The sequence below is a fragment of the Proteiniphilum sp. genome (genome assembly GCF_034927365.1).
In the GTDB taxonomy this organism is placed as follows: Bacteria; Bacteroidota; Bacteroidia; order Bacteroidales; family Dysgonomonadaceae; genus Proteiniphilum.
In genome coordinates, this window is record NZ_JAYFQD010000020.1 from 1 (window position 1) to 23,630 (window position 23,630).

The 23,630-nt window shown below is 42.5% G+C and carries 21 protein-coding genes; 6 read left to right on the forward strand and 15 right to left on the reverse strand.

Annotated features, from left to right (window positions below; translation table 11 throughout):
• Window positions 1-526: hypothetical protein (locus tag VB073_RS12990; RefSeq protein ID WP_323404615.1), on the forward strand; the 526-nt coding region annotated here is incomplete at its 5' end.
• A gap of 19 nt (window positions 527-545) precedes the next feature.
• On the opposite strand, the gene VB073_RS12995 is transcribed toward VB073_RS12990, so the two are convergent.
• The 5 genes from VB073_RS12995 to VB073_RS13015 all read right to left on the reverse strand — a co-directional run bounded on the left by VB073_RS12995 (window position 546) and on the right by VB073_RS13015 (window position 7,143).
• The gene (locus tag VB073_RS12995; protein ID WP_323404616.1) at window positions 546-974 is read right to left on the reverse strand and encodes a UDP-3-O-acyl-N-acetylglucosamine deacetylase; all 429 of its coding nucleotides are present in this window, start codon (window positions 972-974) and stop codon (window positions 546-548) included.
• Window positions 975-1,050: 76 nt separating this feature from the next.
• Entirely contained in the window at window positions 1,051-1,500 is a 450-nt protein-coding gene (locus VB073_RS13000; protein ID WP_323404617.1) for a thioredoxin domain-containing protein, read from the reverse strand.
• A 34-nt stretch (window positions 1,501-1,534) separates the two neighbouring features.
• Window positions 1,535-2,896 (reverse strand): TolC family protein, encoded by a 1,362-nt coding sequence (locus VB073_RS13005; RefSeq protein WP_323404618.1) that lies wholly within the window; start codon window positions 2,894-2,896, stop codon window positions 1,535-1,537.
• A 59-nt stretch (window positions 2,897-2,955) separates the two neighbouring features.
• Entirely contained in the window at window positions 2,956-6,069 is a 3,114-nt protein-coding gene (locus tag VB073_RS13010) for an efflux RND transporter permease subunit (protein ID WP_323404619.1), read from the reverse strand.
• 12 nt (window positions 6,070-6,081) lie between these two features.
• On the reverse strand, window positions 6,082-7,143 hold the full coding sequence (locus VB073_RS13015) for an efflux RND transporter periplasmic adaptor subunit (protein WP_323404620.1): 1,062 nt from the start codon (window positions 7,141-7,143) through the stop codon (window positions 6,082-6,084).
• A 282-nt stretch (window positions 7,144-7,425) separates the two neighbouring features.
• Between VB073_RS13015 and VB073_RS13020 the strand changes: the two genes are divergently transcribed.
• The 3 genes from VB073_RS13020 to VB073_RS13030 all read left to right on the forward strand — a co-directional run bounded on the left by VB073_RS13020 (window position 7,426) and on the right by VB073_RS13030 (window position 9,777).
• Entirely contained in the window at window positions 7,426-8,310 is an 885-nt protein-coding gene (locus VB073_RS13020; RefSeq protein ID WP_323404621.1) for a helix-turn-helix domain-containing protein, read from the forward strand.
• A gap of 146 nt (window positions 8,311-8,456) precedes the next feature.
• Window positions 8,457-8,927, forward strand: coding sequence for a hypothetical protein (locus VB073_RS13025; protein ID WP_323404622.1), 471 nt, complete (start codon window positions 8,457-8,459; stop codon window positions 8,925-8,927).
• Window positions 8,928-9,186: 259 nt separating this feature from the next.
• On the forward strand, window positions 9,187-9,777 hold the full coding sequence (locus VB073_RS13030; RefSeq protein WP_323404623.1) for an outer membrane beta-barrel protein: 591 nt from the start codon (window positions 9,187-9,189) through the stop codon (window positions 9,775-9,777).
• A gap of 85 nt (window positions 9,778-9,862) precedes the next feature.
• Here VB073_RS13030 and VB073_RS13035 read toward each other — a convergent pair whose 3' ends face one another.
• The 9 genes from VB073_RS13035 to VB073_RS13075 form a co-directional block, all read right to left on the reverse strand.
• Window positions 9,863-10,210, reverse strand: coding sequence for a DUF2200 domain-containing protein (locus VB073_RS13035; RefSeq protein ID WP_323404624.1), 348 nt, complete (start codon window positions 10,208-10,210; stop codon window positions 9,863-9,865).
• 142 nt (window positions 10,211-10,352) lie between these two features.
• Window positions 10,353-11,117, reverse strand: coding sequence for a LytTR family DNA-binding domain-containing protein (locus VB073_RS13040; protein ID WP_323404625.1), 765 nt, complete (start codon window positions 11,115-11,117; stop codon window positions 10,353-10,355).
• A 12-nt stretch (window positions 11,118-11,129) separates the two neighbouring features.
• Entirely contained in the window at window positions 11,130-12,323 is a 1,194-nt protein-coding gene (locus VB073_RS13045) for a histidine kinase (RefSeq protein WP_323404626.1), read from the reverse strand.
• Window positions 12,324-12,451: 128 nt separating this feature from the next.
• On the reverse strand, window positions 12,452-13,573 hold the full coding sequence (locus tag VB073_RS13050; protein WP_323404627.1) for an alpha/beta hydrolase: 1,122 nt from the start codon (window positions 13,571-13,573) through the stop codon (window positions 12,452-12,454).
• A 29-nt stretch (window positions 13,574-13,602) separates the two neighbouring features.
• The gene (locus VB073_RS13055; protein WP_323404628.1) at window positions 13,603-15,966 is read right to left on the reverse strand and encodes a TonB-dependent receptor; all 2,364 of its coding nucleotides are present in this window, start codon (window positions 15,964-15,966) and stop codon (window positions 13,603-13,605) included.
• Between the two features lie 322 nt (window positions 15,967-16,288).
• Window positions 16,289-16,642 carry an iron chaperone gene (locus tag VB073_RS13060; RefSeq protein WP_323404629.1) on the reverse strand — a complete coding sequence of 118 codons (354 nt, stop codon included), beginning with the start codon at window positions 16,640-16,642 and terminating at the stop codon, window positions 16,289-16,291.
• The gene (locus VB073_RS13065; RefSeq protein WP_323404630.1) at window positions 16,639-17,082 is read right to left on the reverse strand and encodes a DUF1801 domain-containing protein; all 444 of its coding nucleotides are present in this window, start codon (window positions 17,080-17,082) and stop codon (window positions 16,639-16,641) included. The genes VB073_RS13060 and VB073_RS13065 overlap by 4 nt, the downstream gene beginning before the upstream one ends.
• A gap of 38 nt (window positions 17,083-17,120) precedes the next feature.
• Complete coding sequence (locus tag VB073_RS13070; RefSeq protein WP_323404631.1) at window positions 17,121-17,609, reverse strand: hypothetical protein; 489 nt, start codon at window positions 17,607-17,609, stop codon at window positions 17,121-17,123.
• Between the two features lie 324 nt (window positions 17,610-17,933).
• Window positions 17,934-18,977: an asparaginase gene (locus VB073_RS13075; protein ID WP_323404632.1), complete on the reverse strand. Its 1,044-nt coding sequence runs from the start codon at window positions 18,975-18,977 to the stop codon at window positions 17,934-17,936.
• Window positions 18,978-19,156: 179 nt separating this feature from the next.
• On the opposite strand from VB073_RS13075, the gene VB073_RS13080 reads away from it, so the two are divergent.
• Together VB073_RS13080 and VB073_RS13085 are read left to right on the forward strand one after the other, a co-directional pair.
• The gene (locus VB073_RS13080; protein WP_323404633.1) at window positions 19,157-19,579 is read left to right on the forward strand and encodes an OsmC family protein; all 423 of its coding nucleotides are present in this window, start codon (window positions 19,157-19,159) and stop codon (window positions 19,577-19,579) included.
• 115 nt (window positions 19,580-19,694) lie between these two features.
• Window positions 19,695-20,954 (forward strand): phosphoglycerate kinase, encoded by a 1,260-nt coding sequence (locus tag VB073_RS13085; protein ID WP_323404634.1) that lies wholly within the window; start codon window positions 19,695-19,697, stop codon window positions 20,952-20,954.
• Window positions 20,955-21,086: 132 nt separating this feature from the next.
• On the opposite strand, the gene VB073_RS13090 is transcribed toward VB073_RS13085, so the two are convergent.
• A complete protein-coding gene (locus tag VB073_RS13090; RefSeq protein ID WP_323404635.1) occupies window positions 21,087-23,543 on the reverse strand; it encodes an HRDC domain-containing protein in 2,457 nt (818 codons plus the stop codon).
• Between the last annotated feature and the right edge of the window lie 87 nt (window positions 23,544-23,630).

The following is a 23,630-nucleotide window of genomic DNA, read 5'->3' on the forward strand; positions in this document are numbered from 1 at the left end:
TTCCGGGCAGTATTTTTCATTCCACTACGCATTCCACACCGATAATTTTTACCAGATGCAAGGCAAAGCACCTCTTAACACATTGGATATAAAGTACCATAAGCCGGTCAGATTATCCGATAAACTTTACATCACCCCCGGAGTGTCGGCAAGAACCATTTTCAACCCGAATGACAACACCCCGTTGATGTACGCTAATTTTGTCGGAGGGCAATACAACGGCCACTATGTCTCCCAGCAAATTGCTTTACAGGGGACGCGTGGCATGGAACTATTAAAAAATACAGTTGTTGCAGCCCAAACCAATATTCGTTACCACTTCACCCCCAACCACTGCATACACACCAACCTGAATTTTATAGTGCATCACGATAAATTGTTAAAACTCTCTGAAGGGCAATCTTTCCTCGATGGAAGTATCGGTTATTCCTATAACTCCATTGTTGGGCCCATAGCATTCGAAGTGGGATATTCAGGTCTCTCCGGATCTTTGTATCCCTTCATTAGTGTCGGGTATTATTTTTAGAAATATGAAACCAGATCTGTTAATTCACTTTGTTCTTTGGAAATAAAGCACCCAGCAACCCTCCGAACAGACCTCCATAGACACAGTTGACCCAACATTCGGAAGAGAGAGGGTACACGAATTCGATGGAACTTCCGTCCAATAAGGGAAATTCCGGTCCATTCACATCGATCAGGCAATTATCAATCATACAACCGTAAAGAGCGGCTAATCCGTGCCCGACGAAACCTACCTGTACCTCCCCGACTGATAAAGTGACTCCTTTGTCCGTGGAATGAATATTTTCCACACTTACTTTTATGACGGGGCAACCGGGTAAATCGATCCGACGGATCTTATATCCAAAATTTTCAGGAGCCGGATGAAAAGTTATACGCACTTTTCGTCCGGTATGAAGTCCTTTCCCTTTCAATGAAAACTTTTTGCTCAGTGTTCTTTGCTTAACCATAGGGTGATTCAGCGATTTAGTATATGAATATGCTACCGGTAAATGAACCTAAGCACTGCTTTATTTTACGATAAATTCAACGCAATGCCGTTTGCCCTTCCCGGGTTGCTCTCGAATAAATTAGTTCCAGGTTTTGTTCAGGAACAATGCCCATAATCCGCCTGATTTCATTGTTATCCTTTAAAATCAATACAGTAGGAACGCCGGAAACCATGTATTTTTCGCTGTTCCCGGGATATTTGTCCAGATTAAGCCTGAAAAAGCCTGTTTCATGTTGTTTATTTTTCGCGACGCGATTAAGATTGTCTGCCATCTTGTCGCATACCACCGAATTTTCAGTATAGAACAACACAAAACACAGGCCGGAAGAGAGGCTGTCGGTGATAGATATCTCATCATTCAATTCAGTCAGATACCGGGTCGTTTTATCGGGAGGTCTTTTCTTCAATTGCCAATTTCCCAGCAGATAGGCCAGTCCTGTAAACAAGATAAGGGCTGTCACAAAATGCCAAGTTTTTAATTCCATAATATTCAAATAGTACTTTATTATCTTATCTACTTTAATACCGTCCGGTTACCTGTAAATAAGTAACAAACTTGATCCTATAACCCGAACGGGCATCGGTCAGATCGTCTTTTGTCTGCTGGAGCATAGCCTGTGCCTCGAGCATATCAGAAATATTTACAATCCCGTTCTCATAATTGTCACTGTTAATCCTCAGGTTTTCTTCGGCCTGAACCATCGTTTCATGGGCCACATCTATTTGCTTGTATGCCTCATTCAGTTCGTTCCACGCTTTTTGGATCTGCAATAAAAGCAGTTCCGTGTTATTCTGGCTATTGTTCCGGGCAATTTGTTCCTTGTATTTCTTTTCTTTTATGTCATGGGAAGCTCCCCACCAATCGGAAATGGGGATCTTTACAGAGGCAAATACCATTGTATTGGATGTGCCTTTATTATTGCTAAAATCATAATCATAGTATACTGCTCCTACGCCAACGCCTACTTCAGGCAAATATTCCCCGATCTTTAACCGGGTCTGCAGCTCTTCTGCCTCCACACTCTTTTGAAGTAACTTATATTCCTCACGGTTAAGCACAGCCTGGTCAGCATCCAGGTATACTTCATAAGGGTTTTGGCTGATAATAAGCGTATCGGACAAAACCATAGTCGAATCGTAAGCCAATCCGATATATTGGCTAAAGGCCATCGTTGCAAGTTTTATCCCGTTTTCGAGCTTAAGTTGGTTCATTTTCATTTCACTTTGTTTGATAGATACTTTCATCACGTCGTTCCGGTTTATCAATCCCGCCCGGTAAGCATTGTCCGCCTGCTTGTACACAGTATCGAGAAGCATTTCAACCATGTGCAGGGTTTTCAGTTTTTCGTTCAGTGAAACAATGAGCCAGTATTGCTCCTCTGTTTGTAGCAGGACTTCGCTTTTGGATAATATAAGCCTGCTATTATTCACATTTACCCCCAACCGGGCCAGCTTATTACCGGTAACAATGCGTCCTCCCGCAAACACCGGTTGTACGGCGGTAACAGCACCGATGGTAGCCTTATCGAGTAATGAAAGCGAAATGCCCGGAAAATAGGCGAATTGGGTGGCAGCAGGAAGGTTGGCAGGGTTACCGTCATACACCGGCAGGTTGCCCCCCGGCATATTGTACTCAAGTAAAGGATTGTTAAAACGAAAACCCATCCCGGTTGCGCTCACTTTGGGGAAATAATTGGTAAAGGCACTTTTTTTTGTTTGTTTTGCCGCTTCAATTTCCAACCGGCTGTTTTTTATTGTACGATTGTTCTCAACAGCCATTTGTTTACAATCTTCAAGGCTGTATTTTGTCTGTGCCCACGATTGCATTGTTCCTGTACAGGCACAAAGGATTATGATCGGGACGATATATTTTCTTTTCATTATTTTATTTTTTACATATAAAGTATAAGGACCTTTTTTGTCTTTTAAAGAAGTTGTTTTTATGCTTCCGCGTTTTCAGAAATGGAGGATTGTCCATTTTCTTCATCTTTATGCCGGTACACCAACCAGTAAACCAGGGGCAGGATAGTAACAACAAATATCATGGAGACAATTGTCCCTGAAAAGATTACCGTGCCCATCGGATTCCACAGGGGGCTTTGACTGATAATCATCGGAATCACGCCCATCGATGCGGCGGCGGATGTCAGGAATATAGGCCGCAGCCTGCGCTGGCCCGATAAGATGGCTGCTTCGCGTACTGTCTTGTGTTGCGTACGCCTGAGCTCTTCCGTGTAATCAAACATAATGATCCCGTTGCGGACAATAATCCCTATCAGGCTCACCATACCCAATATGGCCGTGGCGCTGATGGGAAGTCCCGCTATACTCATACCCAGTGCAACTCCGAAAATACTGAATGATATTGATGCCAACACCAGAAGGGCAAGACTGATCTTCTTGAAGTGGAAAACCATTACCAGGAACATGATAGCGGCGGCGATTATCAGGCCTCTCACTATTCCGGGCAGGTTTTCGTTATTAAATTCCTCCACCCCTCCGTAAGAGATAGAAACACCTTCGGGTAACACTTTGCCGGCAATATCATCGACAATCGTTTCCACTTTCGACTGTACTTTGCTTACAGCTTCATCTCTTTTCATATCCACATACACCGACAAAGTCCTGATACCGTTACGCCTTACGATTTGTCCTTCGTTCCAATCGGGCGATACGTCGGCTATCTGGCGGAGAGGTACGGCAGGGGAAAGTATTCCGGATACATATTCGTTGGCAACATCTGCCGCTTCCATATCTGCCGAATTCGATTTAAGAACAACCGGCAAGGAATAATCATTCTCCCAGACAGTGGTGATCGGAACATCGGCGAACCGTGACGCCAGATTGATACCCAAAATGGCTTCACTTACTCCGAGCCGGCTCGATTCGATAGGATCCACCGAAACTTTGACACCCTGCAGAGGCTCTGCAAAGCTGGTATATATCCTGACAGGTTCCTCCAATTTGTTCAATTCGGTCATCAATGTGTCCGCGAATTGTTTCAGATCGGAAATATTGTCTCCCGCCAGACGGATTTCCACATCGCCGTCCGTAGGTACGTATTCCAACTGCTTGAATTTGACAAATGCATTTGGGTAATGATGTGCATATTTATCCGCATAGTCATCCAGTATCTCTTCCGTATCGCGATTGGATGTGGTATTCACAATAAACTGCACGAAATTGGGGCCGCCTATTTTCGGGGCATAGGCTGTATGGAAACGCGGTGACCCTGCTCCGTAAAAAGCGGTTACGGAAACAACCCGCTCATCTGCACGCAATATCCCCTCCATGTCTTTGCTTACCGCTTCAGTTTGTTGCAGGGAACTACCCTCGGGCAGGTATATTTCCACCGCGAACTGGTCACGTTCGGCAATAGGCAGCAGCTTCAGGGGTAAATCCATAAAGATGATGATGCCGGCAACGATGGTTGCGACAGTTACCAGTATCGATATTTTGGGATACCGGAATACCTTTGCTAGCAACCATTCGTAACTGTTTTGAAATTTTTCCAGCAAGATTGTCCCCTTTTTGGGTTTTTCGTCTTTACCCATCCGTAATCCTTTTCGTATAAAAAAATATTGCAGAAAAGGAATAACAAGCACAGCGACAGCCCATGATATGCCCAGCGTAAGCAATATTGTCCACGGGAACGCTACAATAAAGTCGCGGATGATTCCACTCAGCACAAACAAGAACGGCAGGAATGCGAGACAAATGGCCAAGGTAGCCGATGCAATAGCCTTCACGTATTCCCGGGCGCTTTCCAGGGCTGCTTCTTTCCTGGACTCACCCTCGTTTAGTTTTCTAAGGTAATCATCCACGATCACTACCGAATTGTCTACGATCATTCCCAGTGTTACTATCAGGGCTGCCAGCGTTACAATGTTGAGTTCAAAACCTGCGGCAAACAAGAGCCCTATGGCTATGAAGATTGTGATCGGGATAGACGAGGCGGACACCGCGGCAACCCTCAACGGAAGTAGTATGACAACGACCAGTATTACCGCCGTTATCGCTAACAGCAGTTCTTTCAGGAAATTGGATACGGAACTGTCCACCACCTTAGGTTGGTCGGCAATCCGGTAAATGCTGATATCTTCCGGCAGGCTTTCCTGAAACTCCTGAAGCACGGCATCCACATCTTTCCCATATTGGACGATATTGAATCCTTCCCTCATTTCGGTGGAAAGCACCAGGCATTTTTTCCCGTTGTTGGTAATATAACTATCCGGCTTAGGGTATTCACGCACTACTTTGGCAATGTCTTTCAGACGAATATGGTTGCCTTGCACATCTGAATAGACAATTTGCTCTTCAATGTCTTTTTCGGACAGGTAGGGGCGTTCTATATGAATCGGAACAACCATATCTTTATTGTCAATCTTTCCGGACAGTGTAATAAAACCTTTGGTTATCAACGTTTGATAGAGATTAAGCACACTGATGCCATAAGTCGCCAGCTTTTCTTTTTCGATGTAAATACTGATTTGTTCCTTTTGCGTCCCGTAACGACGCAGGTTGGATACCGATTCGATGGAACGGAGCTTTCCTTCCAATATCTCCAATTGTTCTTCGAGCTGACGATAGGTTTTTGTATCGGACTCAAGGGTGATAAGCAATGCCGATGTGTCGCCAAAGTCATCGTTGGCTATTAATGCCAGTACACCCAAGGGTAATTGCATTTTAAAGGTTGTCAGACCGTGCTTTATTTTCGACCAGACTTCATCTTTATTATAGACATCGTCGTTCAGTTCGACAAAAACATATACTATTCCATCCTTAGACCAGGAATATGTTTTTGACTTTTTCACCTCTTTGTAGGTGAACAAAAAGTTTTCGAGCGGTTTTGCCAATTGTTCTTCCACTTCGGCGGAAGTTGCTCCGGGATATACTCCGACCACAACACCCTGGCGAATGGTAACTGCCGGAAACTCACGTTTGGGCATTTCTACCAATGCATAAATACCGAAAACAATTAACACCGTCACGATAAGCAGGACTAACCTGTTGTATTTCATCGTCCAGTCTATGAACGCTGCCTTTTTTTTCATTTTCCCGTTTTATTATTCTACAACTTCCACTATTGCTCCCGGACTTACATTGCGATAACCTTCCGTGACAAGCATATCCCCTTCGTGCAATCCGCCGGTAACAGTTATGCCATTACCGATAAAACCTCCGATGCTTACTTCACGGTAAAACGCTTTGCCTTCTTTATCTACCAGCCATACGAAGTGTTTCCCTGAATGATCCAAGTGAACGGATTTAAGCGGAACAACAATATTTTCCCATGCGCCATTTTCCGAACCTTCGCCACTTGTCAGGTAAGCCTTGCAAACCATGCCCGGCAACAACTGATGGTCTTTGTTCTCAATTTGCACTTTTATGTCGTAGGTATGCGATATGGGATGAGCCGTTACGCCCCTTTCAATAACCTTTCCTTCAAACAAGCGGCCGTTGAGCGCCGGAACGATTACCTGGCTTTTTTCACCGATCTTGACGGATGATATTTCACGCTCGGGTATCGCTATTTTTACTTTTATTGTATTTATGTTCATTATACTGTAAACCGGAATTCCGGGCGTGATATTGGCACCCGTTTCCATGTAACGTTTGCCTATAACACCCGAGAAAGGCGCATATAAATTACAGTCTTCCAGATTCTTGAAGGCTATTTTCTCTGCCGATTCGGCTTGCTCCAATGCCGTCTTTACTTCAATGTATTGGACTTCGGGAAGGCTTTTGTTCTCATGCAGCGCCGATAACCGATCATACCCGTCCCGGGCGCGGTTAAGCGTCGCTTTCGCTATATTATACATATTCTCTGCCGAACTTGTGTTCAGTTTTGCCAGGAGTTGCCCTTGTTGAACGGACTCTCCTTCCTGCACTGTCATCTGTTCAATATTTCCCATCGTCAGAAAACTGACATTTACAGAATTTTCACTTTCTACAGTCCCGACATATTCTTTTTTATAAATGCCGTTACTGTGTTCTATCTTCTGAACCTTCACACGCACATTTTTTGAATCCGCCCTGTCTTCCTTTTTTGAGGAACAAGACACATACATACCCAATATCAGTAAGCAGCATATGCTCCATCCTGGAATAAATCTGGTTTTAATCATAATTGCTTTTTTTGGATACAAAGGTGCAGTAATTAAGCGTACGGATAGAAGTCAAATATTCGTCGATAATGTTCAAAATGTCGTTTTTCTATTATTCTAACCGTCAAATCACTATATTTGTAATTGATTTAATGATTGGATATAGAATTACAATAGTTAGGCATTCTTTTTAAAAATAAATATAAGATGCTGACAATAAGCCTCTTGCAAACACACTCAGATTGGCATCTATTCGCCTGTGTTTCAGGTGATTAAATAAATAATTATCAGACTATTAGGATTATGAACAAAGAAAGATATGGAAGATTTTCGTTGGAAGATGTATCCAGGCAGGCCCCGATAACAGGAGGAAAAAATTTCATCCTCTCGGATAACGGAGTCAAAATCAAAGATTACACCTTTGATTTTCAATATCCTAATATAATAGAAGGTATAGCCCTTGCGATTTGTGTACGGGGAAACGCCCGCATAAAAATAAATCTGCAGGAGTATCATATAGAACCGAATATGATTGCTACGCTTTTGCCTAATTATTTAGTGGAAGTATGTGATCACAGCGAGAACTGGTTAGTAGAGTTTATTTTTATTTCTTTCGACTTTGTTTCTGACTTTAAACTGATTGCGGAGACAAACCTTTTTGAAAAAATAGGAGGGATTACATGCCTGAAGATTAAAGAAGAGGAAATGTTGAATTTGCTCGATTTCCATGCTTTCATCGTGAAAAAATATAAAAGAGAGGATCATCTGTACAGGGAAGAAATAACCAAGAGTTTATTGCATACACTTATGTACGAGGTGCTTCAATTGCTAAGCTCTTACAAAATAACCACAAACGGTAAAGCCTTGACCCGTAGAGAAGAACTCTTGACACATTTTATAGGATTATTGTTTCAATTTCACAGGCAGGAAAGAAGCATTCAATTCTATGCGGATAAAATGTCCCTTACTCCCAAGTATTTATCAAAAGTGATCAGGGAGGCCAGCGGAAAATCAGTTTCGCAATGGATAGATGAAATGGTCATAATGGAAGCCAAAGCGATGCTGAAAAGTTCTAATCTGACAGTCTTACAGATTTCGGAAAAACTGAATTTCCCCAACGCATCGTTTTTCGGCAGTTATTTCAAAAAAAGAACAGGTATTTCCCCGATTCAATATAGGGAAAGTTGATGCAGGCGTAGGCATTTTTACTTGCACAAACACATGTTTTTCACATTTGGACTATTTTTTAAGAGTTCTATCCATCTTAATTTTTCGGAATTCTACGTGTATAATATGAAGTTGCACGTGGGGCAGAGATTGATAATTTATAACAGATGCAAGGCAAAGCACCTCTTAACACATTGGATATAAAATACTATAAGCCGGTCAGATTATCCGATAAACTTTACATCACCCCCGGGATGTCGGCAAGAACCATTTTCAACCCGAATGACAACATCCCGTTGATGTACGCTAATTTTGTCGGAGGGCAATACAACGGCCACTATGTCCCTCAGCAAATTGCTTTACAGGGGACGCGTGGCATGGAACTATTAAAAAATACAGTTGTTGCAGTCCAAACCAATATTCGTTACCACTTCACCCCAAACCACTGCATACACACCAACCTGAATTGTATAGTGCATCACGATAAATTGTTAAAACTCACTGAAGGACAATCTTTCCTTGACGGAAGTATCGGTTATTCCTACAACTCTATTGTTGGTCCCATGGCATTCGAAGTGGGATATTCAGGTCTCTCCCGATCTCTGTATCCTTTTATCAGTTTGGGGTATTATTTTTAGAGATATCGGGGAACTCAAGCATACTAAAGAAATTTCACAAGTGCCATTCGGCCTTGTTCCTTTCTCTGATATCTTTGGCTACCCATGCCCTGTAGGCTTCTGTCTGCATCTTTTTAGGGAGTCTTCCGAATGGATAATGAACGTTCATATGCTTTTTTTGCGGTATTCAACCTCAAAAATGACAGGCTCATACTCTATTATTTGATGAAGCCTATCGGGGCGTTTTACCTTTGCATCATCAACCAATTAAAATTAAAAAATGATGAAACAGAATGTATTAGTGTTTTTTGTACTGGTTCTACTTATTCCCTCAAGTCTGTTCGGAATAGAAAAAGGAAAACGGTTTGGCGTGGAATTGAATAGCGGAGTGTCGATTGCCACGAAGAAGTTGAGTGGCATAACGGCTTATCCTGGTTTGAACTTTGAGGGTATTGTGCATTACAATTTAGTTCCACAATTTGGGATTTATGGTGGTTGGGGATGGAATCATTTTGGCGTGGGAAAATCTTTTATCGGCCCTGATGGTTCTTTTGAAGAGACTGGATATCTACTTGGAGTCCAGTATAAGCAACCATTTGGCAATTCTCCCGTCAGTGGTTATCTACGTTTAGCAGGCCTCTTTAACCATATTGAGACAGAAAACAGTGAAGGAGAGATTATTAGTGATACGAAACATGGCTTTGGTTATCAGGTAGCTACGGGAGTTGAAATATCACTTGGTGAAAAATGGAGTTTAACGCCAGGGCTGAAATTCAATCATCTGAAGAGAGATTCGAAATTTGACGGTGTCATAAAAGAACTTGATCACAATTACCTCTCGCTACGTATCGGTTTAGTTCGCTACTTCTAATCAAATCAACTTCTCGGGGTTTTGGTTACTGTGACAAAGTACTCCAAAACCCCGAAAATTCATTTTGTTATAAGAATCAACCTTCTTACTTCCTTAAGATCTTCTCCATTGCCTTTCCTTTAGCCAACTCATCGATCAACTTGTCTAAATAACGAATCTTCCGTACCAGTTCATCATCGATCTCTTCCACCCGGTAACCGCAAATCACACCCGTTATTTTAGATGCATTCGGATTGATTTCTGCCTGAGCAAAGAAATGCTCAAAATCAGTTTGATTGTCAATATGTTTCTGTAAAGTCTGCTCATCATACCCTGTCAGCCAAAAGATGATCTCATCCACTTCCGCCTTGGTACGCCCTTTCTTTTCCGCTTTTTGGATATAGAAGGGATAGACACTGGCAAAAGATATCTTATAAATTCTTGTATTATCCATTTTAGTCTTCTATTATTTTCTGTCATTAATAGACATTATATTGATTAAACAATAAGGCCATTGATAATCAGATATCTTAAACCTTATTCGATATAAACTCTAATATATATGCGGTTATTGAATGTACATCTTGATATTCAGGTTAAGCATTCAACCACTTCTTGAATTCCGATGAACGATCGATACTCACAATGGGGTCAAACTCATTGTCGGCTTTAGGTTTTAGCTCCAACTTCACGCGGCCGCGGGAGTATGCCACCATATTTACAATTGACGAGATATTTACCAGGTATTTGCGGTTAATCCTGAAGAATGAGGCGGGATTCAACATCTCTTCCAGCTTATCCAAAGAGAAATCCAGATTGTATGTATTTCCCTGTGATGTACGAAGATACAACCCCTTGTCCATTGTAAAAAAGTAGGCAATATCGGTTACCTCAACCATCTTGATCTTAGTACCCACCGATATGGAAAAACGCTCCCTGTACTTCTTCTCGTTTCCTGTCAGCAGGTTGTATAACAATTGAAGGTCAACAGCGTTTCGTTGTAAGCCGCTAAACTGTTCGTATTTTTTCAACGAAGCGGCAAGTTCCTCGTGTACAATGGGTTTAAGCAGATAATCAATGCTTTTCATTTTGAACGCCTTGATAGCATACTCGTCGAATGCCGTAGTAAAGATTACAGGGCTGGATATGTTTACCTGCTCAAAAATGGCAAAACTAAGGTCGTCCTCAAGGTGAATATCGAGGAAAATGAGATCGGGTTCAGGGTTCAATCGGAACCACTTCACCGATTCGGCAACCGATTCGAGTTCCGCCACAATTTTTATCTCGGCATTATATTCCTGAATCATCTTCTTCAACCGCAAAGCGGCAAAAGCTTCGTCTTCTATGATTACAACTTTCATATGGGTGTATTATTATGCTGTTTCTATTTTCTCTGACTTTAGTAAAGGGAGTTTGGCAATAAAGGAGTCGGAAGTTTTCATAAACTCCGGTTTCTGGTCACACACAAGGGCGTAACGTCTGTGTATATTTTCGAGGCCGACGCCGGTGGATACAAGTTTCGTTTCCCGCAGATTCAGGTTGTTCACGATGTTCAACCGTTGCAACTCATCGACAAATATCTTTATTTTTAAAGGTTGTACCTTTGAAAAGGTATTGTGCTTGATGGCGTTCTCGATAAGCAACTGAATGGCAATAGGCAATATCTGGTAATCGAGGAACGATTTATCGATTTTTATGTCGATAAACAGCTTCTCCATAAACCGGATTTCAAGCAAGAACTGGTAGGCGCTCAGAAACTCGAGTTCGGTGCTCAGGCTTACCATATCCTTCTCCTTGTTCTCGAGCACGTAGCGGTACACTTTCGACAGCCTTTCAGTGAACAACTCCGCCAGGTCGGGATCGACCTTGATAAGCGAAGTAAGCACATTCAGGCTATTGAATAGGAAATGGGGATTTACCTGCTGCTTCAGCACCTCGAATTGCGACTGCAAATTCTCTTTCTGTAACTTCAGCAGTTGTGTATTCGCCTCGGTAAGTTGCTTTGTACGCTCGGCGATGGTTTGCTCAAGGGTGTTGTTTATCCGTTCCAACTCCTCTTTCGCCTTTACAAGCTTTTCTTCCTGCTTCTTTCTTTCCGAAATATCCACGATAATTCCCCGACGGCCGATTATCTCGCCATTTCTTATGATAGGATTCCCAAAAACCATCACCGGGCAAGTGGTTCCATCCTTTTTTATGGCGGTGAATTCTCCCGGTTCGGTATCGATACCCTGGGCCGATTTTTTGAAGTTTTCTATGATTCTTGGCCTGTCCTCCTCGATAAAACAATCAAGTGCAGACTGTCGCTGGTTGGCTTCATCGAGTATCGGGCCAAAGAATTCATCCCCCGCCTTGTTGTTTAAAACAATTTCACCCTGCATATTCAATTCAAAAACCGGTTGAGGAAGCAGATTCAACAAATCCTGATATTTACTCTCGGTATCTTTTACCTGTGCTATCAGTTCCTGTGCAGACCTGTTTTTCTCCTCCTCATCTTTCACCTTTGCCCCATAAAATGTGCGGTTGGCAAGGCTTATGATATACTTATATATTTGCCTGAATATCATATTATCCTTATTACGATAAACCGGATAAAAATACTGAAAGTTATCCACAAATAAAAGAATATTGCATTGATGGTGCAAAAACAGGTGCTGAAGGTGATATTTATAGGGTTGAACTTGTCTTTTGCATTCTATCTGCCAAATGATTTTTCTAAATACAAAATATCTTTCTCCAAGATTTCACTGAATCTTTCGGGGTCCTCAAATAACGGTCCATGAGCCGCAGTTTCGAAAGTGTAAAATCGTTTTACCGGAGCACAAATTGAATGATAGTAGTCATTCGACAAATGAATATTCACCGTTAGATCGTATTTGCCACTTATAAAATAGATGGGGACATCGATTTTGGGATATGCCTCTGTGAAATCGGTCATAAGTGTTTCGGTCTTCAGATTGGTCCTGGGAAGGAAAAATATCTTCGATTTCCAGATATTGCATTTCTCCTTTAGCGTGTAAGCCCTACAAGTCCATACAGGTAAAAAAACACCCTTCAATACGGATCTCATACTGCGCATGGTACCGATACCCGACTCATGCATCAGCTTGTCGCGGGTTGAGGAGTTGTAGAAGGAAATCAAGTCCGATTCCGATTTCAAACCATTATATTTTCTCAACGCCTTCACTGATCGACGGTCCTTAGATTCGGCATACTGGCTTAGCATAAAATCGTAAGCCATTCTTTCCGACTTACACTGATCGGTTATCTGTCCCATAGCAATATAGGCATAAAAGAGTTCGGGATTCTTCGCTACCGCAGGTAAGGCTATGGTGGTACCACCCGACCATGCCATGATGAAAACCCTATCTTTTCCGAATCTTTTTCGAAGGTAGTTGGTTACCTCAATGGCATCAGAGGTAAGTTGCTCAAGGGTCATACTTTCGACAGTCACCTCAGGGGTATATGATAGGCCGCCACCCCGCTGTTCCCAATAACAGACGGTATAGTAATCCTCAAGTCCGGGGTTGAATTTCTCGAACAGGAAATAATTTGGGAAGCCCGGCCCACCATGCAAAAAGAGCAAAACAGGATTTTCAATGTTTTTACTCCTGATAAACATTCCCTGTTTCACCCCACCGATGGAAACAAATACTTTTTCGGAAATGCTTCCCTCGATAATTTCTCCATTTTTGTCCCTAAGCACTTCGGGTTTGCCCGGGCTTACAAATGCAATGCATATGAATAGCGATATAAATAATCCCGAAACTAAAAGTAGCGTAAAAAAAATCATAGATGTGTGAAAATAGGACTTCATTATTCTAATTATCAAGAAACAAAGATTTTTTAGAAGAACACCTTACAACCGCCCATAGGCATAAATCCTGATTGATAGGAATAGATCATTTTATGCTGATTTTGGTTGTAATATTGTGTTATAATGTTTTTATGGTTGGTCAGGTTGCCCAATTCCATAAACCATTCCACGGCTAAACGTTTATAGTTTGTCTTCATTCCCACATTGAAATCAAGCTTAAAGTAATTGGGAAATTGTTTCGAATAAAACGCTTCATCGCCCGGCTGTATCTGCGTGTCGCCATTCTCATCCATATAAATATCGAGATAGCGTTTGCCTCCCAACCAGGATATTTTGCTGTTCAAGGTAAGCAACGAGTGGTTTCCGAGCTTAAATTCGTATCCGCCGAGCAGATTAAGAGAAAAATTACCGTTGAAGCGGCTGTCGCGTTCCACGCCGTCGTAATCAGTATATTTCGACTCGTAAAGCGAAGCTGTTGCCAGGATATAATAATCCTGCTCGAAAAACTTTTCTATCGTTATATCCACGCCGTAGTTCCGTCCTTTACCTTTGTTTTCAAAAGTATAATCCCAATTGTTGTAAAAATCATCTCCTATATTGAGTATGGTTTCTTTCCTTACATCGGGAGTTACGGGAATATTGTACAAATGCTGATAATACACCTCTGTTTTTATCCGCACGGATTTTGTTACTTTCCAATCAATTCCGGCTGCATTTTGCCAACTGCGGCTCATTTTCACGGTTTCATTGGGCAGTTTTCCGTTTTCATCGATGTAAAAATAGATCTGCCTCGGCTGTATCTGCGAATAAAGCCCCGAACCGGCGTTCAAAACAAGGGATTGCGTAATGTTCCATTTGAAACCCAGACGCGGTTCTATGGAGAAATCCTTCGCCAAAGTATAATACTGCGTATACACGCCCGGTATCAAGCTGAGGTTATCGTTGAAACGGTGCTGCCATTGCGCGAAAGCTTTCAGGAGTGTTAAGTTTTTATCGGCATCGTGAAAGGGAATTGCACTCATTTCCTTGTAAACGGTATCACGAAGCTGCGTCATAAGATAATCCGCTCCCACACCGGTTTGCAGGAAGTTCTTCACATCGAAACGATGGTACAAAACCGATTGCCACGCCGGACGGGCTTCCCTATTATCCCCCCTGTAATATCTTTCAGTTTCTTCATTATTGAACGATACTTTATCCGAACCCAACAGTCCCGTGAATTTTTGATAGGAAAAGCGGTTTTCCAGGCGGGTTGATGTTCCGAAACGCTGTGTATAATTCAGTCCGAAGAAAATTTGCGTATTGCTCATCATCGAATTGGCCGACCAATCGCCCGGTTTCCATTGCGTGCTATCGGACATATCGGTCAACAGGTTGATTCCGCTCGCACCCAACAAAGCAATAAAAGAAAGGTTGGCTTTGTTAAGCGGCACGTTGATTTTGGCGGAGAGGTCTTTGTACTTCGGTATGGTGCCTTGCAGCGAAGATGTAATTTCACCGACCGCCTGCATTATTTCGAGAAAGGAATAGCGCCCGTTTATCAGGTAGGAAGCATTGGCGTTTTTCGTGAAATAACCTTCGGCACCTAACTCCAACCCGTTAAAGCCGATGGACATCAGGTACTCCCGTTTACGGTTGTTTCCGTTACGCATTTTCAGGTCGAATACACCTGACGTGGCGTTGCCGAATTGCGCGGGAAAAGCACCGGTATAAAAATCCGAATTCGTCAACTGATTGTTGTTCAACATGCCGATAGGTCCTCCTGTACCTCCCATTGTGCCAAAATGATTGGGATTAGGTATCTCGAAGCCGTCCAAACGCCAAAGGACTCCCATCGGCGAATTTCCCCGGATGATAATATCATTGCGTGAATCGTTCGCCGCCGCAACTCCGGCAAGATTCGCCGCCATACGTCCTACATCCCCCCATGACGCAGCATAACGGTTGGCTTCCTCCATACTTAGCATGCGGGCGCTTACCGTTGCCATACGGTTCAAGGGTTGGTCTTTCTCCACCTTTGGAGTTACCTGCAGTTCATCTAGCAGTGTAACCCGTTGTTCCAATGAAATATCCAATACGGTTTCTTTTCTCGAATAAACCAATATATTACCGGCATTGTATTCGAAATAGCCCAATAGAGTTATCCTTACAGCGTACCTTCCCACCGCGACCCCGGCGATGGAAAATTCGCCGTCTGCAGCGCTTACCGTAACATATTGCCTGTTTTCGTTAAATAATAGAACCGAAGCCAATTCAACAGCTTCGAACGTTTGTTTATCATTTATTTTTCCACGAACGGTTTGAAACGGCGTTCCATTTTGCCCTGCAACTGTCGCAGAAAAAACAATGGAAAGCCATAGAAACGCTAATCTTATAAATCTTAGAATTTGCATTGACATTCTTAATTTTGTATCAGAATTAATTTGTATTTTTCACCACGATAGTCGGCAGGAAAATCCAATAATTGCTGCATCGATTCATCCATCGGGACAAGCCCTTGAATCTGAGTACTGCTTCTGGATAATGATAAAAACAACGCTAAACCCAGTAGCACAAATAATCCTTTTGTATTCATCGTTAAAATATCTAATGATTAATAAATTAACTTCGAAACAAAAGTAGGATCCAATATACAAGAAAGGAAATATAAGCTGACGAAAGCGCATTTACGCTATTTAATGGTGTGTTCTCATTGGTTGAATGGCTTTATTGTTTCTATTTTTTTCTCTGATTGTTCTCTGCAACTCTAAACTGTACAATTCGTTCTATCAGTTTGAGTGGTAAAGGTTCTTTGAATGGAAATTGCACTGAACCTTTTCCTTGTTTGTATCTGGAAAGTTCTTCAGCGAAGGCTGCATGTCCTGTCGGTGTAGCATAAAATCCGATATGGTTCTTATTTCCGGAGAAATAGACTAATGGTTTTTTATTCAATTTATAAGTAGGTATACCATAGGAAATACTCTCTTCGGCCTCAGGTGCCATCTCTTTTATGATTGCCCGAATCACCTCCAATTTGTGTTGTACTTCCTCCGGAAATTGGGATATATATTCATTTACAGCTTTGTTCATATCGCATAATCATATTTGTTATCATACTTCTCCCGTAAGAAGTCAATCGTTGATTCAATAATTTTCTTCAAGGCTTCCTGATCAATATCTGACACCTTCTTGACATAGATACATCCCTTGCCCATTTTAAATTTCCCCAAATCCTTCAACAAATCTTCCTGGCCCGGAGCATCAGAATAAACATACAATGAAATCGCAGCCTTTCGGGGTGAAAATCCGACAAGGAACCAATCTCCTTCCTGACGACTTCTTTCCGATTTGTAATGATATCTTCCAAATCCGATCATGGATTCTCCCCACATTTTGGGTTCATAACCCGTAATATCCTGCATCAGCTGCAGAAGTTCAAAACTATCTTTTTTCTTCTGCTCAGTATCTGCAAACGAATTGATAAACTCATGAACATCGCCATTATGTTGTTTTGTCTTTATCTCTGCCATAGGATTATGTTTTTATTTCTGTAATGGACAATCAACTATCAAGGATTTATTTTCCAAATTTTATCGGAAACGGGTAAATACTCGGGTAATGCAGCCGAACCGTACCAGGTAAAAATCTCGAAATCCAACAATCCGTTTTTGATAGCAGGATCGGTAAGTAATAATACTCTCGCCTCCTCCACCGAATCAATATTGTTCAGAATGAAAATTCCCCTATAGCTATTTTCATTTTTCCCTAATGGCCCTGCAACTATTAATTTGCCTTCTTGTGTCAGTCTTTGGATATTATCTAAATGCCCTCTGAAACTCTCATTAATATGGTCTCTGTCTGTAGTTGTATTCGCACCTGTTTTCAGGATGACAAAGAAGTAGCTTTTCATCCCGAAGTCATCCCCGCCTAATTTCTCAGCCAACGCTTTGTCATAATTAGGGTTCGTGATTGTTGTATCTCTCTTGTTTTGAGGATCCGATTGTCCCAAAACCAAATTTACTATCAACAGCGAGATTGTCAAAAATAAATATTTCATTCCCCACAGTTTTATTCATCTTTTTCTACAGAAATGAACACATGCTGTGCAAGATTGTTCATGAATTTCTATGATTAAAAAACGTAATATTTAAACCATAATATTAAATATTCGAAACCTGGCATTATTTCGTGATTTAGAACTGACGGTGAATATGCAACGGAGTGAATATCATCTTCCGTTTTAATCTCTACATAACGGGATAATTTTACTATATAAAACTAAAAATTTCTCTATTTCTTTGCTGTCAGTCCTTGCTCTTTTAACGGGTTAACTCACTATCAATCATAAATATACAGCTTTTATATATTATAACCTAATTTCTTACCCCCTTATCGTCAATTCGCCACGAAGGGAAACAGATACAAGACGATTTACTTCTGCCGGTGCTCTTCCTTCTCCAAACAGGATCATCAGTTTGGCAAGAGCGGCCTCGGTAGTAATATCATACCCGCTCGCCGCACCCAACTTCTCCAAGCGCTGCCCATTCTCATAACGGTGCATCTCTACACCACCATAGAGACACTGGGTGACATTGACAATCACTACCCCCCGTTCTATCGCATCATATAATAAATCTGTAAACCAGGGATAGATCGGACAGTTACCGGTTCCATACGTTTCAAGCACTACCCCTTTGAGACCAGGGATTGTGAGATGTGCCCTCACCACTTCTTCGGTAATGCCAGGAAACAGTTTCAGGATTACCATATGTGGGTCCATCGCGTAATTGAAATTTACCGCCTTGTCATAATCAGGCCTAAGGATGAACTGATCACTATATCTGATATTCAGTCCTGCCTCACCCAGATAGGGATAATTGGGACTGGTGAAAGCGCTGAAATTATTGGCATTGATCTTCGCAGTGCGGTTCCCTCGCATGAGCAGGTTTTGCATATACACACACACCTCCGGAACAATAGGATGACCCGTAGCATCCTTATCAGCTGCAATCTCGAGAGCGGTAATCAGATTTTCTTTCCCGTCCGTCCGGAGTTTACCGATAGGAAGTTGTGATCCGGTCAGAATCACCGGTTTGGTGAGATTATCCAGCATCAGACTCAGCGCCGAAGCGGTATAAGCCATAGTATCAGTACCGTGGAGGATCACGAAACCGTCAAATTCATTGTAATGATTTTCAATTACATGAACGATATGCTGCCAGATAGAAGGCGACATATCCGAAGAATCGATGGGAGGATCAAAAAGATAGCTCTCCACATTGAATTTCAATCGTTTTATCTCGGGCATATTGGCGTATAGGTGACTAAAGTTAAACGGTTCTAAAGCACCCGTATCTGCATTTTCCACCATTCCGATAGTTCCTCCTGTATACATAAGGAGTACATTCGCATTTCTATCGATCATACTTGCATAATTTTTGCACAAAAATAGCAATTTGAAAGGATATAATTATCTTTTTGACATTATTTTCATCATGATAACACTTCCTCAACCCTCTATAACTTTACTTTTTTACTCTACGAACCAAAAGAGATACAATTTGTTTAAACTGAATATTCAGATAATCATTAAAAAGAGTCACAATGGCAACACATTCTATTCAAACAGTGTGGAGAGAAAATAATATTTTCGATACCGAGATCGATGGACATATAGTCACAATCGATCTGGCGAAAGAAGCTGGTGGCAACGATGCAGGACCAAGGCCAAAAAGATTACTTTTGGTTGCCGCCGCCGGATGTACAGGACTGGATATAGTGGAAATTGTCCGTAAGATGAGAATCAACCTGAAAGGCTTTGACATCCGTATACAAGCAGAAATGAGCGAAGAACATCCCAAACAATATACATCGCTGAAAGTAATCTATGAGTTTGAAGGGGATGACCTTCCGAAAGAGAAACTGGAACGGGCATGTAAACTATCATTCGATAACTATTGTGGAGTACTGGCTATGTACAAGAAAGCGGTACCTGTGACCTATGAAGTAGTCATAAAGAACTCCTGAATTTTTCTTCTCCTTATTACGGAAAATTTTCCATATTTTTCTTAACTTTGCATCTTCTTCGGCATTGCCGTAATTGGGTTATTTCGCAAAACATTTTTTATAAAATATACTGATTATGCAAACAATGGACACTTTTAATTTTGCCGGTAAGAAGGCATTTGTACGTGTGGACTTCAATGTACCTCTCGATGAGAAATTCAACATCACCGACGATACACGTATCCGCGCAGCTATCCCTACGTTGAAAAAAATCCTGAAAGACGGGGGCAGCGTTATCATAGGATCGCATTTAGGCAGACCGAAAGGCCCGACCGATAAATTTTCACTCAAACATATTCTTCCTCGTGTATCGGAACTATTGGGTGTGGATGTACAGTTTGCCAACGATTGTATAGGCGAAGAAGCTGAAGCAAAAGCCGCTGCACTGCGTCCGGGAGAAGCTTTGCTCCTGGAAAATCTCCGTTTTTATGCGGAAGAGGAAGGCAAACCGCGCCTGGCGGCCGATGCCACTGAAGAAGAGACTGTCAAAGCGAAAAAAGAGGTAAAAGAATCACAGAAAGAATTCACCAAGAAACTGGCCTCATACGCCGATGTATATGTAAATGACGCTTTTGGAACAGCACACCGTGCACACGCTTCCACAGCACTGATTGCAGATCATTTCGATGCAGACAACAAACTGTTCGGATACCTGTTGCAAAATGAGATAGTAGCGGTTGAAAAAGTGATGAACGAAACAGAACGTCCTTTCACCGCCATTATGGGTGGATCAAAAGTATCTACCAAAATAGAGATCATCCAAAACCTGCTGGACAAGGTGGACAATCTGATTCTCGCCGGTGGAATGACTTACACATTCGCCAAGGCATTCGGTGGCAAGATTGGCGACTCTATCGTGGAAGATGACAAGCTGGATCTGGCGAAAGAGTTAGTTGAAATGGCAAAACAGAAAGGTGTAAACCTGGTATTAGCAACTGATGCCAAAATTGCAGACAGCTTCAACAATGATGCCAAGAGTGATTTTGCCCCGGTAAATGAAATTCCCGACGGATGGGAAGGACTTGATATTGGACCAGAATCGGAAAAAGCTTTCGCCGAAGTGATAAAAAACTCCAAAACCATCCTGTGGAATGGTCCGGTAGGTGTGTTCGAATTCGACAATTTCGACAAGGGATCGCGCGCAGTGTCTAATGCTATCGTGGATGCAACCAAGAAAGGTGCTTTCTCACTAGTAGGTGGTGGCGACTCGGTGGCTTGCGTTAATAAATTTGGTCAGGCCGATGAGGTATCGTATGTTTCTACCGGTGGTGGTGCTCTGCTCGAAATGATCGAAGGCAAGGTGCTTCCCGGAATCAAAGCGATCCGTGGATATTAATCCTCGTCAATGAAACAGACAAAGCAAAAGCCTTGTGTAAAGTAATCAGTCCTGGTTCTTGATTCTTGGCTCTTGATTCTTAAACTGAAAATAATTCGGGGTGGAACTCATCACGGGCTTCCACCCTTTTTATTATATCATACCGCGGTTTCTCTTATGTGCCAGGATCATCATGATTTCGGTATTCGAGAAATCAACGTTTAATGTATAATATACCGGATCATCGGGCGAAGCAGCACTAAGTTTCTCCTCTGCCAGACGTAGTCGCTCTCGTGGAATAAAATCGGTAATGATCAGTTCGCCGGTCTCCACATATTTTGCCAGATGTGTTCCGATAGTCGACACAGCCAGATTCCGCTCTTCGGCTATTTCTTCGACCGTCATTCCCGACCGGAACATCTCCATACTCAACCGACGGCTGTCACCTTTTTGCTTCTTCTCCTTTTTTTCTTCCTTCTCTTTCTTTTCTTTGCCTTTTCGTCTGGAATTTCCTTTTTCAGGTATACGGGACCGCAAACCATGCCTTTCACAATACTCTTGTATGATCGACAAGAAAGCTTCACCATACTTCTCCACCTTAGCCGGTCCAAAACCGCTGATCCGAAGCAACTCCTTTTTGTTTTGCGGTAAATATTCTGCCATCTCGTAAAGTGTCTTACTACCCGCCACCATATAAATAGGCAAATCACGCGGTGCACAAATATTATTCCGTTCCTCCATCAACAGCCGGTATAAGCCGGGATGCGACAGGTCGGATTTATTAGATGCCACCACAGCATAAGCATTGACACTGAATGAAGGAAGCCTGAAACTATTTTTCGCCTTGAAATAGGCTTCGATCGTCGTGTTGGATTTTAACTTGTTCAGGAGATACTTTTTCAAAGCCAGATCGGAAAAAACATCCTGAATCGCTTCGTTATATTCTGCAGCGTGCGCACGGCTATCAGTCGATGCAGGCGATTTCCGCAGGTCGTCTATCAGCAGGTTGATCTTCTCCTCAAAGAAATTGGCAGCTGCACCTAACCGCTCTCCGAGATGTTCTTCATCGACAATGAACTGATGAAGCATCGACTTTAACTGTATCTGAAATTTTGCTGCCACCCGCTCCATCTCCTCCAGTTGCAAACGGATATTTTGCAGATAAGGTAGCGTCTCTTTATTGAACGACTCTCCCAATTCGTTGATCTTCGTTACCAGACGATTGATTTGCGACAGGATAGATGTGAAATTAAAAACCGACAGCAGAAGATAGGAACGATACGCCCTACGGGATTCACCCAGTTGTGTTTCAAGGAGATCTGCATCTAACTTATTCTTTTCATAATCTACGATCTGCCGGTCGTTACGCATACTATCGGGATGGATCTTACTTAATAGCACGACACCTTCTAACGAGCGGCAACGGCTCAACGCCACATACACCTGACCCGGAGCGAAAGCTTGTCCCGCATCAATCACCACCTTGTCGAAGGTAAGCCCCTGACTCTTATGGATGGTGATTGCCCATGCCAACCGCAACGGATATTGCGTGAAACGGCCCAGGCTGTTTTCCTCTATCTGTTTTGTCTCCGGATTGGTCGAATAACCGATATTCTCCCACTGGGTGCGTTCCACCTCGATATACTCATTCTCATCACAACGGACAATAATACGGTCGTCGTCAAACCTATCCACTACACCTGTCTTACCATTATAGAAACGGCCTTCCTCAGTATCGTTCCTAAGGAACATTACCTTAGCACCGGGCTTCAGTTCCAGTTCTGGTTCGGTGGGGTAGTTCTTCTCAGGATAATCCCCTTCGATCCTGGCAGAAAACTTATGGCTTTTCCCTTTTAATTTTTCTAATTCACGGGTATTGATCTGATCCGCCTTATAATTATGGGTAGTGAGGACAATATAATCATCCTTTTCCTTAGGTACAAACTGCGGATTATAGCGTTGCTCAAGCATCCTGAAACTCTCCGGGGAGAGACAATCATTCCGTATCTCGTTCAACACCCGTATAAAATCATTGTTGGTCTGGCGGTAAATCTTCTCGAATTCGATATAGACCGGTGAATCCTGCTGGATTGCCCTGCTATGAAAGAAATAGGGGCTCTGGTAATATTCCGACAGCAGCCGCCACTCCTCTTCCTTTGCAACGGGAGAGAGCTGGAACATATCACCTATAAAGACCACCTGCACACCACCAAAGAGTTGGTCACCCCGATAACGAAAATGCCGGAGAGAAGTATCAATCGCATCCAGCAAATCGGCTCGCACCATACTGATTTCGTCAATCACCAATAGCTCTAAATCTTGCAGCACACGTCGTCGATTTCCCCGCATTCTTGTCTGGGCGACCAGTTGTTTTCGTCCTTCAGGAGTGGGAATAAAAGGGGTGAGCGGCAACTGGAAAAAAGAATGGATGGTCGTCCCCCCTGCATTGATCGCTGCCACACCGGTGGGTGCCACCACTGCCACCTGCTTTCCCGAAATCTCTTTCAGTCGGCGAAGAAATGTCGTCTTTCCAGTTCCTGCCTTTCCGGTAATAAACAGATTCCGGTTGGTATGCAGTGCGAATTCAAATGCCAGTTGATTGTTATCCATTTTATCACAATGTATGACACCCTCCAGGGCCAATTATTTGAGTGTAAGGCAAAATTAGTTAAAACTACGGAGATTTAGAAATATAAA